The organism is Nocardia wallacei, from assembly GCF_029868745.1.
Lineage (GTDB): Bacteria > Actinomycetota > Actinomycetes > Mycobacteriales > Mycobacteriaceae > Nocardia > Nocardia wallacei_B.
In genome coordinates this window covers 1-15423 of the sequence record NZ_JARWOP010000222.1, presented here as the reverse complement: position 1 = coordinate 15423, position 15423 = coordinate 1, and the positions used below count along the sequence as shown (strand labels likewise).

Genomic DNA, 15423 nt, shown 5'->3' with positions numbered 1-15423 from the left:
GTCTTATTCGGCGCCCTCGCCCTCGGCGGACGCCTCGTCGGCGCTCTCGCTCTCGGCGGCCTCGGCGGCCGGGGCGGTGATGATGTTGACGAGCAGGGTTTCCGGGTCGGCGGCCAGGGTGGTGCCCTTCGGCAGCGTGATCTGACCGGCGGTGATCTGGGTGCCGGCCTCGATGCCCTCGATGGAGACCTCGATCTCCTCGGGGATGTTCAGGGCGTCGGCCTCGACGGAGATGGTGGTGGCGTCCTGGGTGACCAGGGTGCCGGGGGCGGCGTCACCGGAGAGCACGACGTGCACGTCGGCGACGACCTTCTCGCCGCGCTTGACGATCAGCAGGTCGGCGTGCTCGATGTAGCGGCGGATCGGGTGCACCACAACGGACTTGGTGAGGGCGAGCTGCTTCTTGCCCTCGATCTCGAGGTTCAGCACGGCGTTGGTGCCGTGCTCGCGCAGGATCGCGGCGAAGGCGTGCGCGTCGACCGCGAGGTGCTTGGGGGCCTCGCCGTGGCCGTACAGCACGGCGGGGACATGACCGGCCCGGCGGGTACGGCGCGCTGCGCCCTTGCCGAACTCGGTGCGGACGGTGGCTTCGAGAAGGCTGGCGTCGGACATGACTGATGAACTCCTACGGCTCTCCGGGCGGTCTGCATGCTGGGTCAGGGGCTGGACCTGACCGAGGGTCTGCTCGTCGGGCGAAGACCGAACGAGGACGACCGGAAGCCGGGCCACGTCGATCACGGTGAGCACAAGTGCCTCACCCTCGCCGAGACAACCCGACGAGAATAACACGCACCACCGTGGCCCCTTGCACGGCGCCCCCGGTCTTCACCCTCCTTGATCGATTCCGGACCGCGTGGGCCGGCTCGGTCGGCCGATCGTTCGGTCGAGTACCCTGGAGCGGTTGCCTGTCCCGCGAAGAGGAGCACTCCCCCGTGAATTCCCCGACTGCCGGCGCGAGCGCGCCCGGGCTGTCCGAAGAGGTGGCACGGCGGCGCACATTCGCGGTGATCTCGCACCCCGACGCCGGTAAATCCACCCTCACCGAGGCCCTGGCGCTGCACGCCAAGGTGATCGCCGAGGCCGGCGCCATCCACGGCAAGGCCGGGCGCCGCTCGACGGTCTCGGACTGGATGGAGATGGAGAAGGCGCGCGGTATCTCGGTCAGCTCGACCGCGCTGCAGTTCGAATACGGCGGGTGCGTGATCAATCTGGTCGACACCCCCGGCCACTCGGATTTCTCCGAGGACACCTACCGGGTGCTGACCGCCGTCGACGCCGCCGTGATGCTCATCGACGCCGCCAAGGGCCTGGAACCGCAGACGCTCAAGCTGTTTCAGGTCTGCCGCCATCGCGGCATCCCGGTCATCACCGTCGTCAACAAGTGGGACCGCCCCGGTCGCGCCCCGCTGGAGCTGCTCGACGAGATCAGCGAGCGCATCGGGCTGACGCCCACTCCCCTGTTCCTGCCGGTCGGCATCGCGGGCGACTTCCGCGGCCTGCTGCGCCGCGGCGAGGACGGCGCGGCCACCGAATACGTGCACTTCACCCGTACCGCGGGCGGCGCCACCATCGCGCCGGAGGAGTCCTACACCCCGGAGCAGGCGGCCGAGCGCGAGGCCGAGGTGTGGACGACCGCGGCCGAGGAGAGCGAGTTGCTGTCGGCCACCGGCCAGGACCACGACCAGGAACTGTTCCTGGCGGGCCAGACCTCGCCGGTCATCTACGCCTCGGCGATGCTGAATTTCGGTGTGCGCCAGCTGCTGGACACCCTGGTGGAACTGGCGCCCCCGCCCGGTCCGCGCACCGATGTCAACGGCGCGCCGCGCACTCCCGCGGACCCGTTCAGCGCGGTCGTGTTCAAGGTGCAGGCGGGCATGGACGCCGCCCACCGCGACCGGCTGGCGTTCATGCGCATCGTGTCCGGCGAGTTCGAGCGCGGCATGGTGGTCACCCACGCGCAAACCGGCAAGCCCTTCGCGACCAAGTACGCGCTGACCGTCTTCGGCCGGGAGCGCGCCACCGTCGACACCGCCTATCCGGGCGACGTGGTCGGCCTGGTGAACGCGACCGCGCTGGCCCCGGGGCACACGCTGTTCGTGGGTAAGAAGGTGCAGTTCCCGCCGATCCCGTCGTTCGCGCCGGAGCATTTCGCCACGCTGCGCGCGCAGAGCGCCGGGAAGTACAAGCAGTTCCGGAAGGCGATCGATCAGCTGGATTCCGAGGGCGTGGTGCAGGTGCTGCGCAACGACACCCGCGGCGACGCCTCGCCGGTGCTGGCCGCGGTCGGTCCGATGCAGTTCGAGGTGGTCACCGCCCGCATGCAGGCGGAGTTCAATGTCGAGACCCACCTCGACAACCTGCCGTACCAGCTGGCCCGCCGCACCGACGCCGACTCGGCCCCCGAGTTGGACCGGCAGCGCGGGGTGGAGGTCTTCACCCGCACCGACGGCGCGATCCTGGCGCTGTTCAGCGATAAGTGGCGCCTGCAGTACATCCAGAAGGAAATGCCGAACCTGACCCTCGAACCGCTGGTCGCGACCGCGGACTGAGCCCTCAGCCCATGGTTTCGGCGGCGTCGGGGGGCGAGTTGTCGGAGTCGGGCGTCATCCCCGGCTCCTGGGCGATGAGTCCCCAGCGACTCGAGGTCAGGCGCAGGCTGGGCAGGTCCGACATGGACAGCACGACCTCGTAGGTGCGTTCGTACCCGGTGTGGGCGATGCGCCAGGCGCCGTCGTCGCACTTCACGTACCGGTCGTTGTAGAACGCCGCCCCGCGCAACAGCATGTTGTGACCGGGGATCAGCACCGTGTCGGCGAGATACCAGGTGCCGGTCGCGGTGTCGCCGTCGATATCGATCTCGGGATGGTCGCAGCGGTGTTCGGTGATCACGTGCGGGCCGAGCGTGTTGCGCATGAACGCCAGGAACGCGTCGCGCGATTCGAACTGCAGGTACTCGCTGTAGGTCGCCGTCGCTTCCGGGACCATGGTGTCGGCGAAGTCGTCCCAGGACTTGGTGTCGAGTGCCCGCAGATACCGGAACTTCAGCCGGCTGATCGCGGAGACGGCATCGGAATCCATAACTCCACAATCCCACCAGAAGCGGCGAATCTGCGCGGATCGGGAAATCTGTATCGGATTGCTATCAGCCGCGTTACGAGCCGTTGATGGAGAAGCAGGTGCGGCAGAAGTCCTCGCCGAACTCGGTCAGTCGCAGGCTCTTTCGCACGATCTTCGGCGCCCGGCCGGCCCGTTTGAGGGCGGTTTCCACGACGGGCTGCACCTCGAGCACCATGTAGCGGCTCAGCACGACCGGATCGTCGGAGGTCACCAGCAGCCCGAGCCGGTTCAGATTGATCAGGTACAACCGGGCCCGGTCCAGATAGCGGACGCCGGCCTCTTCGGGCACCGAGGTCAGATCGCCGGTCACCAACTCCGAACCAATACCGAGCGGTCTGTTGGTGCGCACGTCGACCGCGGGCTGCGGTCCGTTGAGCGCCATGAACCGCAGAATGCGGGCCTCGTCGGGGGCGATCTGGTCGAGGATGCGGTCGTAGGCCGGGTGCACATCCTCGGTGAAGTACACGTCCGCCGACCGAGCCAGCAGCGCGTCACCGCGACGGCGCAGATCGTCGAGGCTCGACGAGCGCACGTAACCGCCGGGGATGGCCTGCTGGGTGTGGCCGTTGCCGGTCGGGACATAGCTGACGATCTCGCGCACCGACCCCTCGGTGACGCCGAGGATATTGCGGGCCACCGATTGCAGCGCCGCCCCGGCGCGCTCGGCGATGTCGGCGGACGACTCGCCGTTCAGCGCGGCCTGGGTGATCTCCTTGGTGACCTCGTAGGTGGTGCCGACCGCCCACTGTCCGCCGCGCACGGCGGTTCCGGCCGCCAGCCCGGCCGCGCGGAAGACACCGCGAATCATCCGGGCCTCGTTGCTGATCTGTCGCTGCTCTACCTCAGAGCTGCGTTCCACGGCACGGGAACCGGGGCGGACCACGTCCCGTCCGGTCCTGTCGTTTGCCACGTGCTTCTCCGAATATCGCCTGGGTGAGCGGGCGTCGCTCACGCTGCCTGCCGCTGCTGTGGTGGTCGTCATTCTTCCGGGCGCCGATGTCCGATGCGACATTCCGGCCGACCGTTGTGACCGAAGTCTCCCACCCCAGTACCTTGTGGACCAGCGCAACACCGGAAGTGGACTCGATTCCTGAATCCACAGTAAGGTCCCTCGAGCCGACGGGGTACGTTGAGGTGCCGGCGGGGCGGCGTCACCGGTTCGGGGTCGGCAGGAGGGTCTCGTGCTAGACAGCATCTTTCATATCCACCCGACCATTCTGGCGGAACTGATCACGATCCCCCTGTTCACCGGCGTCATCGGCTACATCACCAACTGGACCGGCGTCCTGATGTTGTTCAAGCCCGTTCGCTTCCACGGCGTGGGCGTGCCGGGGCTGCGCACGCTGTTCCCCTATCTGCCCAAGCGCATTCAGGTGCTGCCGCTGCTGCAGTTCGACGGCCGGATGGGCTGGCAGGGCATCGTGCCCTCGCGGGCCGACAAGATGGCGTCCATCGCCGTGGACAAGGGCCTGGCCAAGCTCGGCAGCGTCGCCGACTTCTATCGCGAACTCGAACCCGACGCGCTGGCCGAACATCTCACCGCCATCGCCGATGAACAGATCCGCGACATCGTCGAGGACATAGCGACCCGCGAGCATCCGCAGCTGTGGTACAACCTGCCCGCTCAGGTCCGGGAGATGGTGCACGAGCGGGTCCGCCAGCAACTACCCGACATCCTTCGGGAACTCACCGACGAACTCGGCAACAACATCGAGCAACTGCTCGACGTCAAGTCGATGGTGATCCGGTACTTCCAGTCCCGCCCGCACCTGCTCAACATGGTCTTCCAGGTGCTCGGCGCCAAGGAGCTGCGGTTCATGCAGAACTTCGGCTTCTACTTCGGCGCGCCGATGGGCGCGGTGCTGGTCGCGATTCTGCACCTGACGCACTGGCCGGCGCTGTTCGTGCTGCCGGTCGGCGGCGTGGTCATCGGCTGGGTGGTCAATTGGATCGGTATCAACCTGATCTTCGTACCGGCCTACCCGAAGTGGTGGTGCCCGTGGCGGCAGGGGTTGTTGATCAAGCGGCAGCCGGAGATCACCCAGGGGTACGCCGAACTGGTGGCGAGTCAGGTGATCACCGTCGCCAATGTCGGTGACGAGCTGCTCAACGGCCCACGCTCCGACCGCACCTTGCAGGTGCTGGAGGACACGCTGCGCCCGGCCACCGATCGGGCGCTGGGCCCGGCGCGCGGCGCGCTGAAATTCATGATCGGCAACCGCGACTACCAGGCCCTGCAAGACCACTTCGCCGACGCGGGCAAGAATCTCGCGCCCGCGGCGTTCGCGGATCCGGCGTTCAACGCGCAGCAGAGCAAGAATGTCAGCCAGTACATCGCCAGACAGATGGCGGCGCTTCCGCCACCGGATTTCATCGATATGTTGCGCTCCGCCATCAAACAGGACGAGTGGCTTTTGTTCGTGCACGGCGGTGTGCTCGGGCTGTTCGCCGGTTACGCTCATCTTCTGATCTTCGGAACGGAGATAGCGACGCGATGGGTGTGACCGAACCGGATTCCGGCGAAAGCGCCGAGCACACTACCGAACTCGTGCGGCGGCCGGCCGCGGAGCTGGCCGTACGCGACGAATCCGCCACCGCGCGAGGGCAATCCCCGGTGCGCGCCGCGACAGGCGTGGTGCGGGTGGCGTTCTCGGCGGTGACAGAGGCGGCCGCCTGGGGCGTGGGCACCGCGGTCGGGGTCGCCGATACCGTGGTGCGCGGCAGCATGGCCGGGCGGCAGCCGCGCGAGGTGCTGACCGAAGCCGGTGAGCAGGTGCGGGATTCGGTGCGGCGGGCGCTCGGCATTCCCGCGCCCGGCGATCGCTCCGGCAGCGGCTCCGCGCCGAGCCTGCGCGAGCGCGGCGCCGAGTTGCTGCGGATGTCGGCGAGCGTGCACGACGAGGAGGGCGACCATCCGGCCTTCGCGCGCATGCTGACCGAACTCGCCCCCGACGAGGCGCGCATCCTGCGCTTCCTCTACCTCGACGGCCCACAGCCCGCCCTCGACATTCGCACCGGCCGCCCGCTGAATCCGGGTGCGCAGCGGATCGAGCCGGGGCTCAACATGATCGGAGAGGACGCCGCGCTTCGCTTCGCCGACCGGATCGGCTCCTACCTCACCAACCTGCGGCGGCTCGGCCTGGTCGAATCGACCCGCGACCCGCTCGACAACCCGGCCCGCTACCAGCTGCTGGAGTCCCAGCCCGAGGTGCGCCGCCTGCTCAAGCGCACCGGATTCGGCACCAAGGTCTTCTACCGCAGCATCGCGCTCACCGGTTTCGGCACCGAGTTCGTCCGCACCTGCCTGCCGGTTCCACGCCTGGACCAGGCGCTGTAGCCCCGTCCCGCGGTTATCCGACCTCGTCGGCCAGTTCCAGCCAGCGTTCCTCGGTGGTCTCCTTCTCGGCCCGCACCTGTTTGAGTTCGGTGCCGAGGCTCACCAGCTTGTCGGGGTCGGTGGCGGACTCGGCCAGCGCGGCGTGCAGTTTCCGCTCCCGTTCGGTGAGCTTCTCCAGAGCACGTTCGAGGCGGCCGAATTCCTTGCGGGCCGCGCGGTAGGCCGCCGAATCCGTCGCGGGCGCAGCGGTATTCGCCGGTCCGCCCGCCGCCGGTTTGCGGGTGGTGTCGCGCAGCGCCGCCCGCTTGCGCAGGTATTCCTCGATGCCGCCGGGCAGGTTGGTGAGTTTGCCGTCCCCGAACAGCGCCCAGGTGGAGTCGCAGATGCGCTCGATCAGGTAGCGGTCGTGGCTGATCACCACCAGGGTGCCGGGCCAGCCGTCGAGCAGGTCCTCGAGCTGCTGCAGGGTATCGATGTCGAGGTCGTTGGTGGGCTCGTCGAGCAGCAGCATGTTCGGCTCGCTCATCAGGATGCGGGTCAGCTGCAGGCGGCGGCGCTCACCGCCGGAGAGGTCGCCGACGGGCGTGCGCTGCTTGGCGGGGGTGAAGCCGAGCCGCTCGGCGAGTTGGCTCGCGGTGATCTCGCGGTCACCCAGCATGGTTCGCTCGGCGACATCGGAAACCGCTTCCAGCACACGCATACTCGTGGGCAGGTCGTCGAGTTCCTGCCGGAGCCAGCCGATTCGGACGGTCTGACCCTGAACGCGCTTGCCGGAGACCAGGTCCGAGTCTCCGGCCAGCGCGCGCAGCAGTGTGGTCTTGCCCGAGCCGTTGACACCGACCAGGCCGACCCGCTCACCGGGCGCCAGCCGCCAGGTGAGATCGCGCACCAGCTCGCGGCCCCCGGCCAAAGGCTCACCGGGGCAGGCTGGGGTGGTCAGGGTGACGTCCTCCAGCTCGACCACCACGCGGCCCAGCCGCTTGCGCGCGAAGGAGGCCAGCTGCACGGTGTCGCGCGGCGGCGGCACGTCGGAGATCAGCGCCTCGGCGGCCTCCACCCGGTAGCGCGGTTTCGAGGTGCGGGCCTGCGGGCCGCGGCGCAGCCAGGCCAGTTCCTTGCGGGCCAGGTTGCGGCGGCGGTCCTCGGCGGCGTCGGCCTGGCGGGCGCGTTCGGCGCGGGCGAAGATCCAGTCGTTGTAGCCGCCCTCGTAGCTTTCCACCTTGCCGCCCACCACTTCCCAGGTGCGCTCGGCGACGGTGTCGAGGAACCAGCGATCGTGGGTGACCACGACCAGCGCGCTGCGGCGCGACAGCAGATGCTCGGCCAGCCACTGCACGCCCTCGACATCGAGATGGTTGGTGGGCTCGTCCAGCACCAGCAGATCCAGTTCACGGACCAGGGCCGCCGCGAGCGCCACACGGCGGCGCTCGCCACCGGACAGGTTCGCCACGGGCGTATCCATCCCCAGCCCGGCGATGCCGATGCCCTCCAGCACACTGCGGATGCGCGGGTTCGCGGCCCACTCGTGCTCGGCGACGCCGTCGGTGCGGGCATCCGCGGCCAGCCCGGCCAGCACCACCTCGCCGACCGCGGCGCCCGCGGGCAGCACGCCGCGCTGGGTCACCACCGCCATGCGCAGTCCGCCGCGCCGGCTCACCCGGCCGCCGTCCGGTTCCTCGATCCCGGTCAGCACCTCCAACAGCGTGGTCTTGCCGCCGCCGTTGAGCCCCACGACCCCGATGCGCTCGCCCTCCTGCACGCCGAGGGAGACGTTGTCCAGCAGCGGCTTGACGCCGAAGCTCTTGCGGACTTGCTCGAGATTGATCAGGTTGGCCATGAATCCTTCTGCGTGCCGCCGTGCGAAGCCGATATTTGCCCAAGCAAGCGTACCGATCGCCCGGGACGCGCCCCACGCGGCTGACGCCGGGGCGACGACCGACCCCTAGTGGTGGGGGTCGTCCGCTATCACGCGGGCGCCGGGGACCGGGCCGTTGGCGGTGCGGACGCTGCGACTGACGCCCGCGCCCGACAGTTCCGCGGCGACCGACACCGCGGCGTCCTCGCTTTCGCAGAGGAAGGCGCAGGTGGGGCCGGATCCGGAGACGATCCCGGCCAGCGCGCCGGCGGTGACCCCGGCGCGCAGGGTGCGGCGCAGCTCGGGTTTCAGCGACAGTGCGGCCGCTTGCAGGTCGTTGCCCAGCAGCGGCGCCAGCACTTCGGGGTCGCCGGAGGCCAGCGCCTGCATCAGCCGCTGCGGTTCGCCCAGCCGCGGCGGCTCGCCCAGTTCTCGTAGCCGGTCCAGTTCCCGGTACACGGCCGGGGTGGACAGGCCGCCCTTGGCCAGGGCCAGCACCCAGTGAAAACTGTTGCGGGACAACACCGGTAGCAGTTCCTCACCCCGGCCCCGGCCCAGCGCCGTGCCGCCGTACAGGGCGAAGGGCACGTCGCTGCCGAGTTCGGCCCCGACGGCGGCGAGTTCGTCGCGCGACAGGCCCAGGTCCCACAGCTCGTTCAGGCCGACCAGCGCGGCCGCCGCGTCGGCGCTGCCGCCGGCCATGCCGCCCGCCACGGGGATGCCCTTGCGGATGGAGATCTCCACCAGCGGCGCCCGCCCGGCCTGGTGCGCGAGCCGTACCGCGGCCTTCGACACCAGATTCGTCCGATCGGTCGGCACGTCCGCGGCGCCCTCGCCGCTCACCCGTACGGTGAGCGAGGCCGCGGGCGCGATCTCCACATCGTCGCTCAGCGACAGGGCCTGGAATACCGTGGTCAACTCGTGGTATCCGTCGGCACGCAGATCACCGACCCCGAGGTGCAGATTCACCTTCGAGGGCGCCCGCACGACCACGGGGCTGGGCACAACAGCAAGCACGAGCCCCAAGCGTAATGCGCGGCACGGACAAGTGCCGCCGCTGCGGCGGGCGACACGATCGGATCGGCCGGATCACTTGCGTCGGGTACCCGTGGGGGGTATGTTCATGGAGGCGAGGGGATACCCCCGCACCGTATCGGATGAGAACGAAGGAGTCGATCATGGCGACCAGCACCTACACCGTCACCGGAATGACCTGCGGCCACTGCGTGGCGTCGGTGCGGCAGGAGATCGGCAAGATCGACGGGGTCACCAGCGTCGACGTCGACCTGGCGAGCGGCCGCGTGCAGGTGGAGTCCGCCGCGCCGATCGCCGCCGCCGATGTCACCGCCGCCGTCGACGAGGCGGGATATCAGGTGGCGAGCTGATGAACGACAGACTGCGGTTCGCCGCCTTCGGCGGTGGGCTGGTCGTGTTGTTCGGGGCCGCGCTCGGCATCGGCGCCCTGGTGGGCGATCCGGCCGGGCCGGCCCCCGGGCACGGCGATTCCCATTCCACCCAGGCGAGCGAGACCATGAGCAACGGATTGCAGAGCAGCCAGGAGGGTTACACCCTCACCGAGATCGCCGCCCCCGGCACGCCGAACGAGCCCGGCGCCCTGCGGTTCCGGATCCTCGGCACGAACGGCGCGCCGGTCACCGCCTACGCGCCGCTGCACGAGAAGGATCTGCACCTGATCGTCGTCCGGTCCGACGCCCGGCAGTTCCGGCACGTGCATCCGGCGCTGGCCGCCGACGGCACCTGGTCCATCGACTGGAAATGGGCCGAACCCGGCACGTACCGGGTGTTCACCGACTTCTCCCCCGCCGGCGGGGGAGACCTCACGCTGAGCCGCACCGTCACCGTGGCGGGCCCGGCCGCGGATCAGCCGCTGCCGCCGCCCGCGCGCACCGCCGACGTGGACGGCTACCGGGTCACCCTCGGCGGCGATCTGACCACCGCGGGCAGCGCACTACACTTCACGGTGACCCGGGACGGCAAGCCGGTCACCGACCTGCAGCCTTATCTGGGCGCCTACGGACACCTGGTCGCGCTGCGCGCCACCGACCTGTCCTACCTGCACGTGCACCCGCAAGGTGAGGTGGGTCGCACGCCCGCCGGGCCGGACGTGGCGTTCCACGCACAGGCCCCCAGCGCCGGGGCGTACCGCCTGTACCTGGATTTCCAGCACAACGGCGCGGTGCACACCGCCGAATTCACCACCGCGGCAACGACAGCCGCACCGGACAGCAACGCCGGACACCACGAAGGAGGTCACCCATGAGCGCCCCCGCCACCGAGCGGTCGATCGAACTGGATATCGGCGGCATGACGTGCGCCTCCTGCGCGGCGCGAATCGAGAAGAAGCTCAACCGGATCGACGGCGTCACCGCGTCGGTGAACTATGCCACCGAGAAGGCGAAGGTGAGCTACCCGGCCTCGGTCACCACCGACGACCTGATCGCCAAGGTGGTCGACACCGGATACACCGCCGCCGTGCACAGCCCCGAACCGGCGCGAACCGAAGCGCCCGAGGCGGATTCGGCGCCGGCGGCCACCGCGCCGCTGCGGCACCGGCTCCTGGTCAGCCTGGCGCTGGCGATTCCGGTCACCGCGATGGCCATGGTTCCGGCGCTGCAATTCGACAACTGGCAGTGGCTCTCGCTGACCCTGGCCGCACCCGTCGTGGTGTGGGGCGGCTGGCAGTTCCATCGCGCGGCCTGGGTCAACGCCAAGCACGGCGCCGCCACCATGGACACGCTGATCTCGCTGGGTTCCATCGCCGCCTTCGGGTGGTCGGTCTACGCGCTGTTCCTCGGCGACGCGGGCATGCCGGGGATGAAACATCCCTTCAGCCTGAGCATTTCGCGTGGCGATTCGGCCTCGGCGCTGTACTTCGAGGTGGCGGCGGTACTGATCACGGCCATTCTGGCGGGCCGGTACTTCGAGACGCGGTCCAAGGAGAAGGCCGGGTCGGCGCTGCGGGCGTTGCTCGAGCTGGGCGCCAAGGACGTCTCGGTGCTGCGCGACGGCGTCGAAACCCTCGTTCCCGTAGGGGATCTGCGCGTCGGCGAGGAATTCCTGGTCCGGCCCGGTGCGAAGATCGCCACCGACGGCGTTGTGGTGCAAGGTAGTTCGGCGCTCGACCTGAGCATGCTGACCGGCGAGTCGGTGCCGGTCGAGGTGGGGCCCGGCGATCAGGTCGTCGGCGCCACCGTGAACGCCGGCGGCATGCTCACCGTGCGGGCCACCCGCGTCGGCGCCGACACGCAGCTGGCGCAGATGGCGCGGCTGGTGGAGGACGCGCAGACCGGCAAGGCGCAGGTGCAGCGGCTGGCGGACCGGGTGGCCGGGGTGTTCGTGCCGATCGTGATTGCGATCGCGGTGGTCACGCTGGGCTTCTGGCTCGGCGCGGGAGCCGCGGTGAGCACCGCCTTCGGCGCGGCGGTCGCGGTGCTGATCATCGCCTGCCCGTGCGCGCTGGGCCTGGCCACACCGACCGCGCTGCTGGTCGGCACCGGGCGCGGCGCCCAGCTGGGCATCCTGATCAAGGGCCCGCAGGTGCTGGAGTCGACCCGGCGCATCGACACCGTCGTGCTGGACAAGACCGGCACCGTCACCACCGGCAGAATGACGCTGGCCGAAGCGATTCCGGCCGACGGCACCGAGCCCGACGAGTTGCTGGCCGTGGCCGCGGCCGTGGAGCACGGCTCCGAGCATCCGGTCGCGCGGGCGGTCGTCACCGGCGCCAAGGAGCGCGGGCTGTCGATCGACCCGGTCGAGCAGTTCGTCAGCCACGGCGGCAAGGGCGTACAGGGACTGGTCGGCGGGCGCGCGGTGATCATCGGGCGCGCCGAGTTGCTCGAGGACTGGTCGGTCACCATGCCCGACCGGCTGGCCGAGGCGAAGGCCGCGGCCGAACGGGCCGGGCACACCGCCGTCGCGGTGGCGTGGGACGGCGTCGCCCACGGCGTGCTGGTAATCGCCGATGCGATCAAATCCACCAGCGCCGAGGCGATTTCGGACCTGCGGTCGCTCGGCCTCACCCCGGTCCTGCTGACCGGTGACAATGCCGCCGCCGCCCGCACCGTCGCCGATCAGGTCGGTATCGACGAGGTCATCGCGGAGGTGCTGCCCAGCGACAAGCTGGCGGTGGTGGAACGGTTGCAGCGGGAGGGCAGGGTGGTCGCCATGGTCGGCGACGGCGTCAACGACGCGGCCGCGCTCGCCCGAGCCGATCTGGGCCTGGCCATGGGCACCGGCACCGATGTCGCCATCGAGGCCGGGGACATCACGCTGGTGCGCGGTGATCTGCGGACCGTGGCGACCGCCATCCGGCTGTCCCGGGCCACCCTGCGGACCATCAAGGGAAATCTGTTCTGGGCGTTCGGCTACAACGTGGCGGCCATACCGCTGGCCGCGGCGGGGCTGCTGAACCCGATGCTCGCCGGGGCCGCCATGGCACTGTCCAGCGTCTTCGTGGTCAGCAACAGCCTGCGGCTGCGCTCGTTCCACTGAGCGGGTCGCCGCCGAGCGGGCCGTCCGGGATTCGGGCGGCCCGTTCGCCCGTGTCCGGACATACCTGCCGCGCATGGCAGACTCGCAGCGACCACGCTCGCGCCGCGCCGAGAGGATACCCGTGACAGCCCCCAACGGACCCGAACAACTGCTCACCATCGCCGAGTACCTGGCCGCCGCGGAAATCGCGGCCGAGCCGGTCGCGCCCGGTACGGACGGTGCCCCGGTGGTGTCGGTCGGAGTTCCGGAGGGTTGGCAGCAGATGCCCGCGGAGAGCTTCGCGGGTACCTACGGCGTCTGGGCGCAGGCGCCCGAAGACGGCTGGGCCGACAACGCGGTGGTGCTGATGGTGCGGCTGTCCGGCCCCGTCGACGCCGACACCCTGCTCGCCTGCGGCTTCACCGATGCCCGCCGCCTGCCGGAGTGGGCGGAGCGGGACACGCACCTGGGCCGTTTCGGCGGCTACCCCTCGGCCGCCATCACCGGCACGTATGCCATTGCCCCACTGACCCTCTGGGCCTACAACCGCTACACCCTCATCGACAGCGACACCACGCCCTACCTGGTCCAACTGACCGTCACCACCCGCGCCGAGCACGACGGGACCGACGCCGCCGCCGTAGTCGCGGGCCTCACCTTCACCTCCGCGGGCTGACCGAACGCCCTCAGGACTGCTCGGCGAGGCGGACGAAGGCTGCGGTGTCGAGGGTTTCGCCGCGCGCGGTGGGGTCGATACCGGCGGCGATCAGGCGCTGTTCGGCGGCGGCCGGGGACCCTGCCCAGTTCGCCAGGGCCGCGCGTAAGGTCTTGCGGCGCTGGGCGAATGCGGCGTCGACCACGGTGAACACGCGCTTGCGGAAGGCGACGTCCTGCGGCCACGGCGGCGCGGCGTGGCGCTCGATGCGCACCAGCCCCGATTCGACCTGCGGCACCGGCCAGAAGACTTGGCGTCCAACCGCTCCCGCACGCCGGACGGTTCCGAAGAAGCCCGCCTTGACGCTCGGCACCCCGTAGATGCGCGAGCCCGGCTCGGCCGACAGCCGATCCGCCACCTCGGCCTGCACCATCACCAGAGCCGTTGCGATGCCGGGCAATTCGGCCAGCAGATGGATCAGCACGGGCACGGCCACGTTGTACGGCAGGTTCGCCACCAGCGCGGTCGGAGCGACGGGAAGATCCGGTCCGGTGATCCGCAGCGCGTCGGCCTCGACCACACTCAGCCGCTCGGCCAGCGACCCGGCGCGATCGGCCACCGTATCCGGAAGCTGTTGCGCCAGTACGGGATCGATCTCCACCGCCACCACGCGATCCACCACGTCCAGCAGCGCCAGCGTCAGCGAGCCGAGCCCCGGCCCGACCTCGAGCACCACGTCCTCGCGCCCCACCCCCGCCGCCCCGACGATCCGCCGCACCGTATTCGCGTCGTGCACGAAGTTCTGCCCGAGCTGCTTGGTCGGACGCACCCCCAGCCGCTCCGCCAGCTCCCGCACCTCGGCGGGCCCGAGCAGATCGGCCTGACCACGGGCGACAAAGGCGGGTTCGGACACGCCGGACAACCTACCAAGCCCCGCCCCGCCGGCACCGCACCAACCCGAGCGGAGACGCCACCCGGGGCGGCACATTGACGCAAACTAGTACTCGTTCTAGTTTTCTCGGGTACCGGAACAACGAACCGGCGTTTCACCCCTGTTCGAAAGGACGCACGCAATGCAGCGCAGATACGACGGACGACGGGTGCTGGTCACCGGAGCCGGATCGGGCATCGGCCGGGGCATCGCCCTGCGCCTCCTGTCCGAGGGCGCCGAGCTGGTGGCCGCCGATATCGCCGAAGCCGGCCTGAAGGAAACCGCCGAAGCCGCGACCGAGCACAGCTCCCGATTCGAAACCGTCCAGGTCGACGTATCGAACCCCGACTCGGTCCGCACCGCCGTAACCACCGCCGTGGACCACCTAGGCGGCCTGGACGTATTGGTCAACGCGGCCGGAATCATGCGCACCGCCCACACCCACGAAATGCCGTTCGAAGCCTGGAACCAGGTAATAGGAGTAAACCTGACCGGCACCTTCCTGATGGTCCAAGCCGCAATCCCCACCCTCCTACAAGGCGACCACCCCGTAGTAGTGAACTTCTCCTCCACCTCAGCCTTCGGCGCCCACCCCTACATGGCCGCCTACTCAGCTTCGAAGGGCGGAGTAAACGCCATGACCCACGCCATCGCCCTCGAATACGCCAAACAGGGCCTACGCGCGGTAAACATAGTCCCCGGCGGCATAACCACAGGAATCACCACAAACCTGGAAACACCCCCCGACGCCGACTGGAGCCTATTCGCCCGCCTAACCGGCTGGCTGAACAACGGCGCCCTAGGCCACCCCGAAGACGTAGCCGGCGCAGTAGCCATGGTCGCCTCAGAAGACGGCCGCTACATAACAGGCAGCGAAATCCGAGTAGACGGAGGAGCCCTCATGTAGGACACGCAATCCGCACATCCCCACCCCCCCACACCCCAACCGCAAAAAACAACCCATATAGCCCCGCACCCCCAAACTAAAAACGCACCGGACGCTTTAAGAGGGGGAGGGTGAAGCTGATGCAGGA

14 protein-coding genes are annotated in these 15423 nt (G+C 69.6%); 8 read left to right on the top strand and 6 right to left on the bottom strand.

The features are described from left to right. Positions 1 to 3 precede the first annotated feature (3 nt). Entirely contained in the window at positions 4 to 612 is a 609-nt protein-coding gene (locus tag QH470_RS18715; RefSeq protein WP_280273678.1) for a 50S ribosomal protein L25/general stress protein Ctc, read from the bottom strand. Positions 613 to 932: 320 nt separating this feature from the next. Here QH470_RS18715 and QH470_RS18710 point away from each other — a divergent pair, with 320 nt between their 5' ends. Next, positions 933 to 2549 carry a peptide chain release factor 3 gene (locus QH470_RS18710; RefSeq protein ID WP_280273677.1) on the top strand — a complete coding sequence of 539 codons (1617 nt, stop codon included), beginning with the start codon at positions 933 to 935 and terminating at the stop codon, positions 2547 to 2549. A 4-nt stretch (positions 2550 to 2553) separates the two neighbouring features. Here QH470_RS18710 and QH470_RS18705 read toward each other — a convergent pair whose 3' ends face one another. Continuing rightward, the gene (locus QH470_RS18705; RefSeq protein ID WP_280273676.1) at positions 2554 to 3078 is read right to left on the bottom strand and encodes a nuclear transport factor 2 family protein; all 525 of its coding nucleotides are present in this window, start codon (positions 3076 to 3078) and stop codon (positions 2554 to 2556) included. Between the two features lie 73 nt (positions 3079 to 3151). Beyond that, positions 3152 to 4027 (bottom strand): Abi-alpha family protein, encoded by an 876-nt coding sequence (locus QH470_RS18700; RefSeq protein WP_280273675.1) that lies wholly within the window; start codon positions 4025 to 4027, stop codon positions 3152 to 3154. A gap of 271 nt (positions 4028 to 4298) precedes the next feature. On the opposite strand from QH470_RS18700, the gene QH470_RS18695 reads away from it, so the two are divergent. Then, the gene (locus tag QH470_RS18695; protein ID WP_280273674.1) at positions 4299 to 5621 is read left to right on the top strand and encodes a DUF445 domain-containing protein; all 1323 of its coding nucleotides are present in this window, start codon (positions 4299 to 4301) and stop codon (positions 5619 to 5621) included. Continuing rightward, the gene (locus QH470_RS18690; RefSeq protein ID WP_280273673.1) at positions 5612 to 6454 is read left to right on the top strand and encodes an Abi-alpha family protein; all 843 of its coding nucleotides are present in this window, start codon (positions 5612 to 5614) and stop codon (positions 6452 to 6454) included. Before QH470_RS18695 ends, QH470_RS18690 begins: the two co-directional genes overlap by 10 nt. A gap of 13 nt (positions 6455 to 6467) precedes the next feature. Here QH470_RS18690 and QH470_RS18685 read toward each other — a convergent pair whose 3' ends face one another. Further along, positions 6468 to 8291 carry an ABC-F family ATP-binding cassette domain-containing protein gene (locus QH470_RS18685; protein WP_280273672.1) on the bottom strand — a complete coding sequence of 608 codons (1824 nt, stop codon included), beginning with the start codon at positions 8289 to 8291 and terminating at the stop codon, positions 6468 to 6470. A gap of 105 nt (positions 8292 to 8396) precedes the next feature. Next, positions 8397 to 9326 (bottom strand): 4-(cytidine 5'-diphospho)-2-C-methyl-D-erythritol kinase, encoded by a 930-nt coding sequence (locus tag QH470_RS18680; protein WP_280273671.1) that lies wholly within the window; start codon positions 9324 to 9326, stop codon positions 8397 to 8399. Positions 9327 to 9487: 161 nt separating this feature from the next. Between QH470_RS18680 and QH470_RS18675 the strand changes: the two genes are divergently transcribed. The 4 genes from QH470_RS18675 (at position 9488) to QH470_RS18660 (ending at position 13479) form a co-directional block, all read left to right on the top strand. After that, entirely contained in the window at positions 9488 to 9694 is a 207-nt protein-coding gene (locus QH470_RS18675; RefSeq protein ID WP_280273670.1) for a heavy-metal-associated domain-containing protein, read from the top strand. Further along, on the top strand, positions 9694 to 10590 hold the full coding sequence (locus QH470_RS18670) for a hypothetical protein (protein WP_280273669.1): 897 nt from the start codon (positions 9694 to 9696) through the stop codon (positions 10588 to 10590). Before QH470_RS18675 ends, QH470_RS18670 begins: the two co-directional genes overlap by 1 nt. Continuing rightward, positions 10587 to 12824, top strand: coding sequence for a heavy metal translocating P-type ATPase (locus QH470_RS18665; protein WP_280273668.1), 2238 nt, complete (start codon positions 10587 to 10589; stop codon positions 12822 to 12824). The genes QH470_RS18670 and QH470_RS18665 overlap by 4 nt, the downstream gene beginning before the upstream one ends. A 121-nt stretch (positions 12825 to 12945) precedes the next feature. Further along, the gene (locus QH470_RS18660) at positions 12946 to 13479 is read left to right on the top strand and encodes an LpqN/LpqT family lipoprotein (protein WP_280273667.1); all 534 of its coding nucleotides are present in this window, start codon (positions 12946 to 12948) and stop codon (positions 13477 to 13479) included. Between the two features lie 10 nt (positions 13480 to 13489). Here QH470_RS18660 and rsmA read toward each other — a convergent pair whose 3' ends face one another. Next, positions 13490 to 14371: a 16S rRNA (adenine(1518)-N(6)/adenine(1519)-N(6))-dimethyltransferase RsmA gene (gene rsmA, locus QH470_RS18655; RefSeq protein ID WP_280273666.1), complete on the bottom strand. Its 882-nt coding sequence runs from the start codon at positions 14369 to 14371 to the stop codon at positions 13490 to 13492. Positions 14372 to 14531: 160 nt separating this feature from the next. Between rsmA and QH470_RS18650 the strand changes: the two genes are divergently transcribed. Next, positions 14532 to 15296, top strand: coding sequence for an SDR family NAD(P)-dependent oxidoreductase (locus tag QH470_RS18650; protein WP_280273665.1), 765 nt, complete (start codon positions 14532 to 14534; stop codon positions 15294 to 15296). Positions 15297 to 15423: the final 127 nt, after the last annotated feature.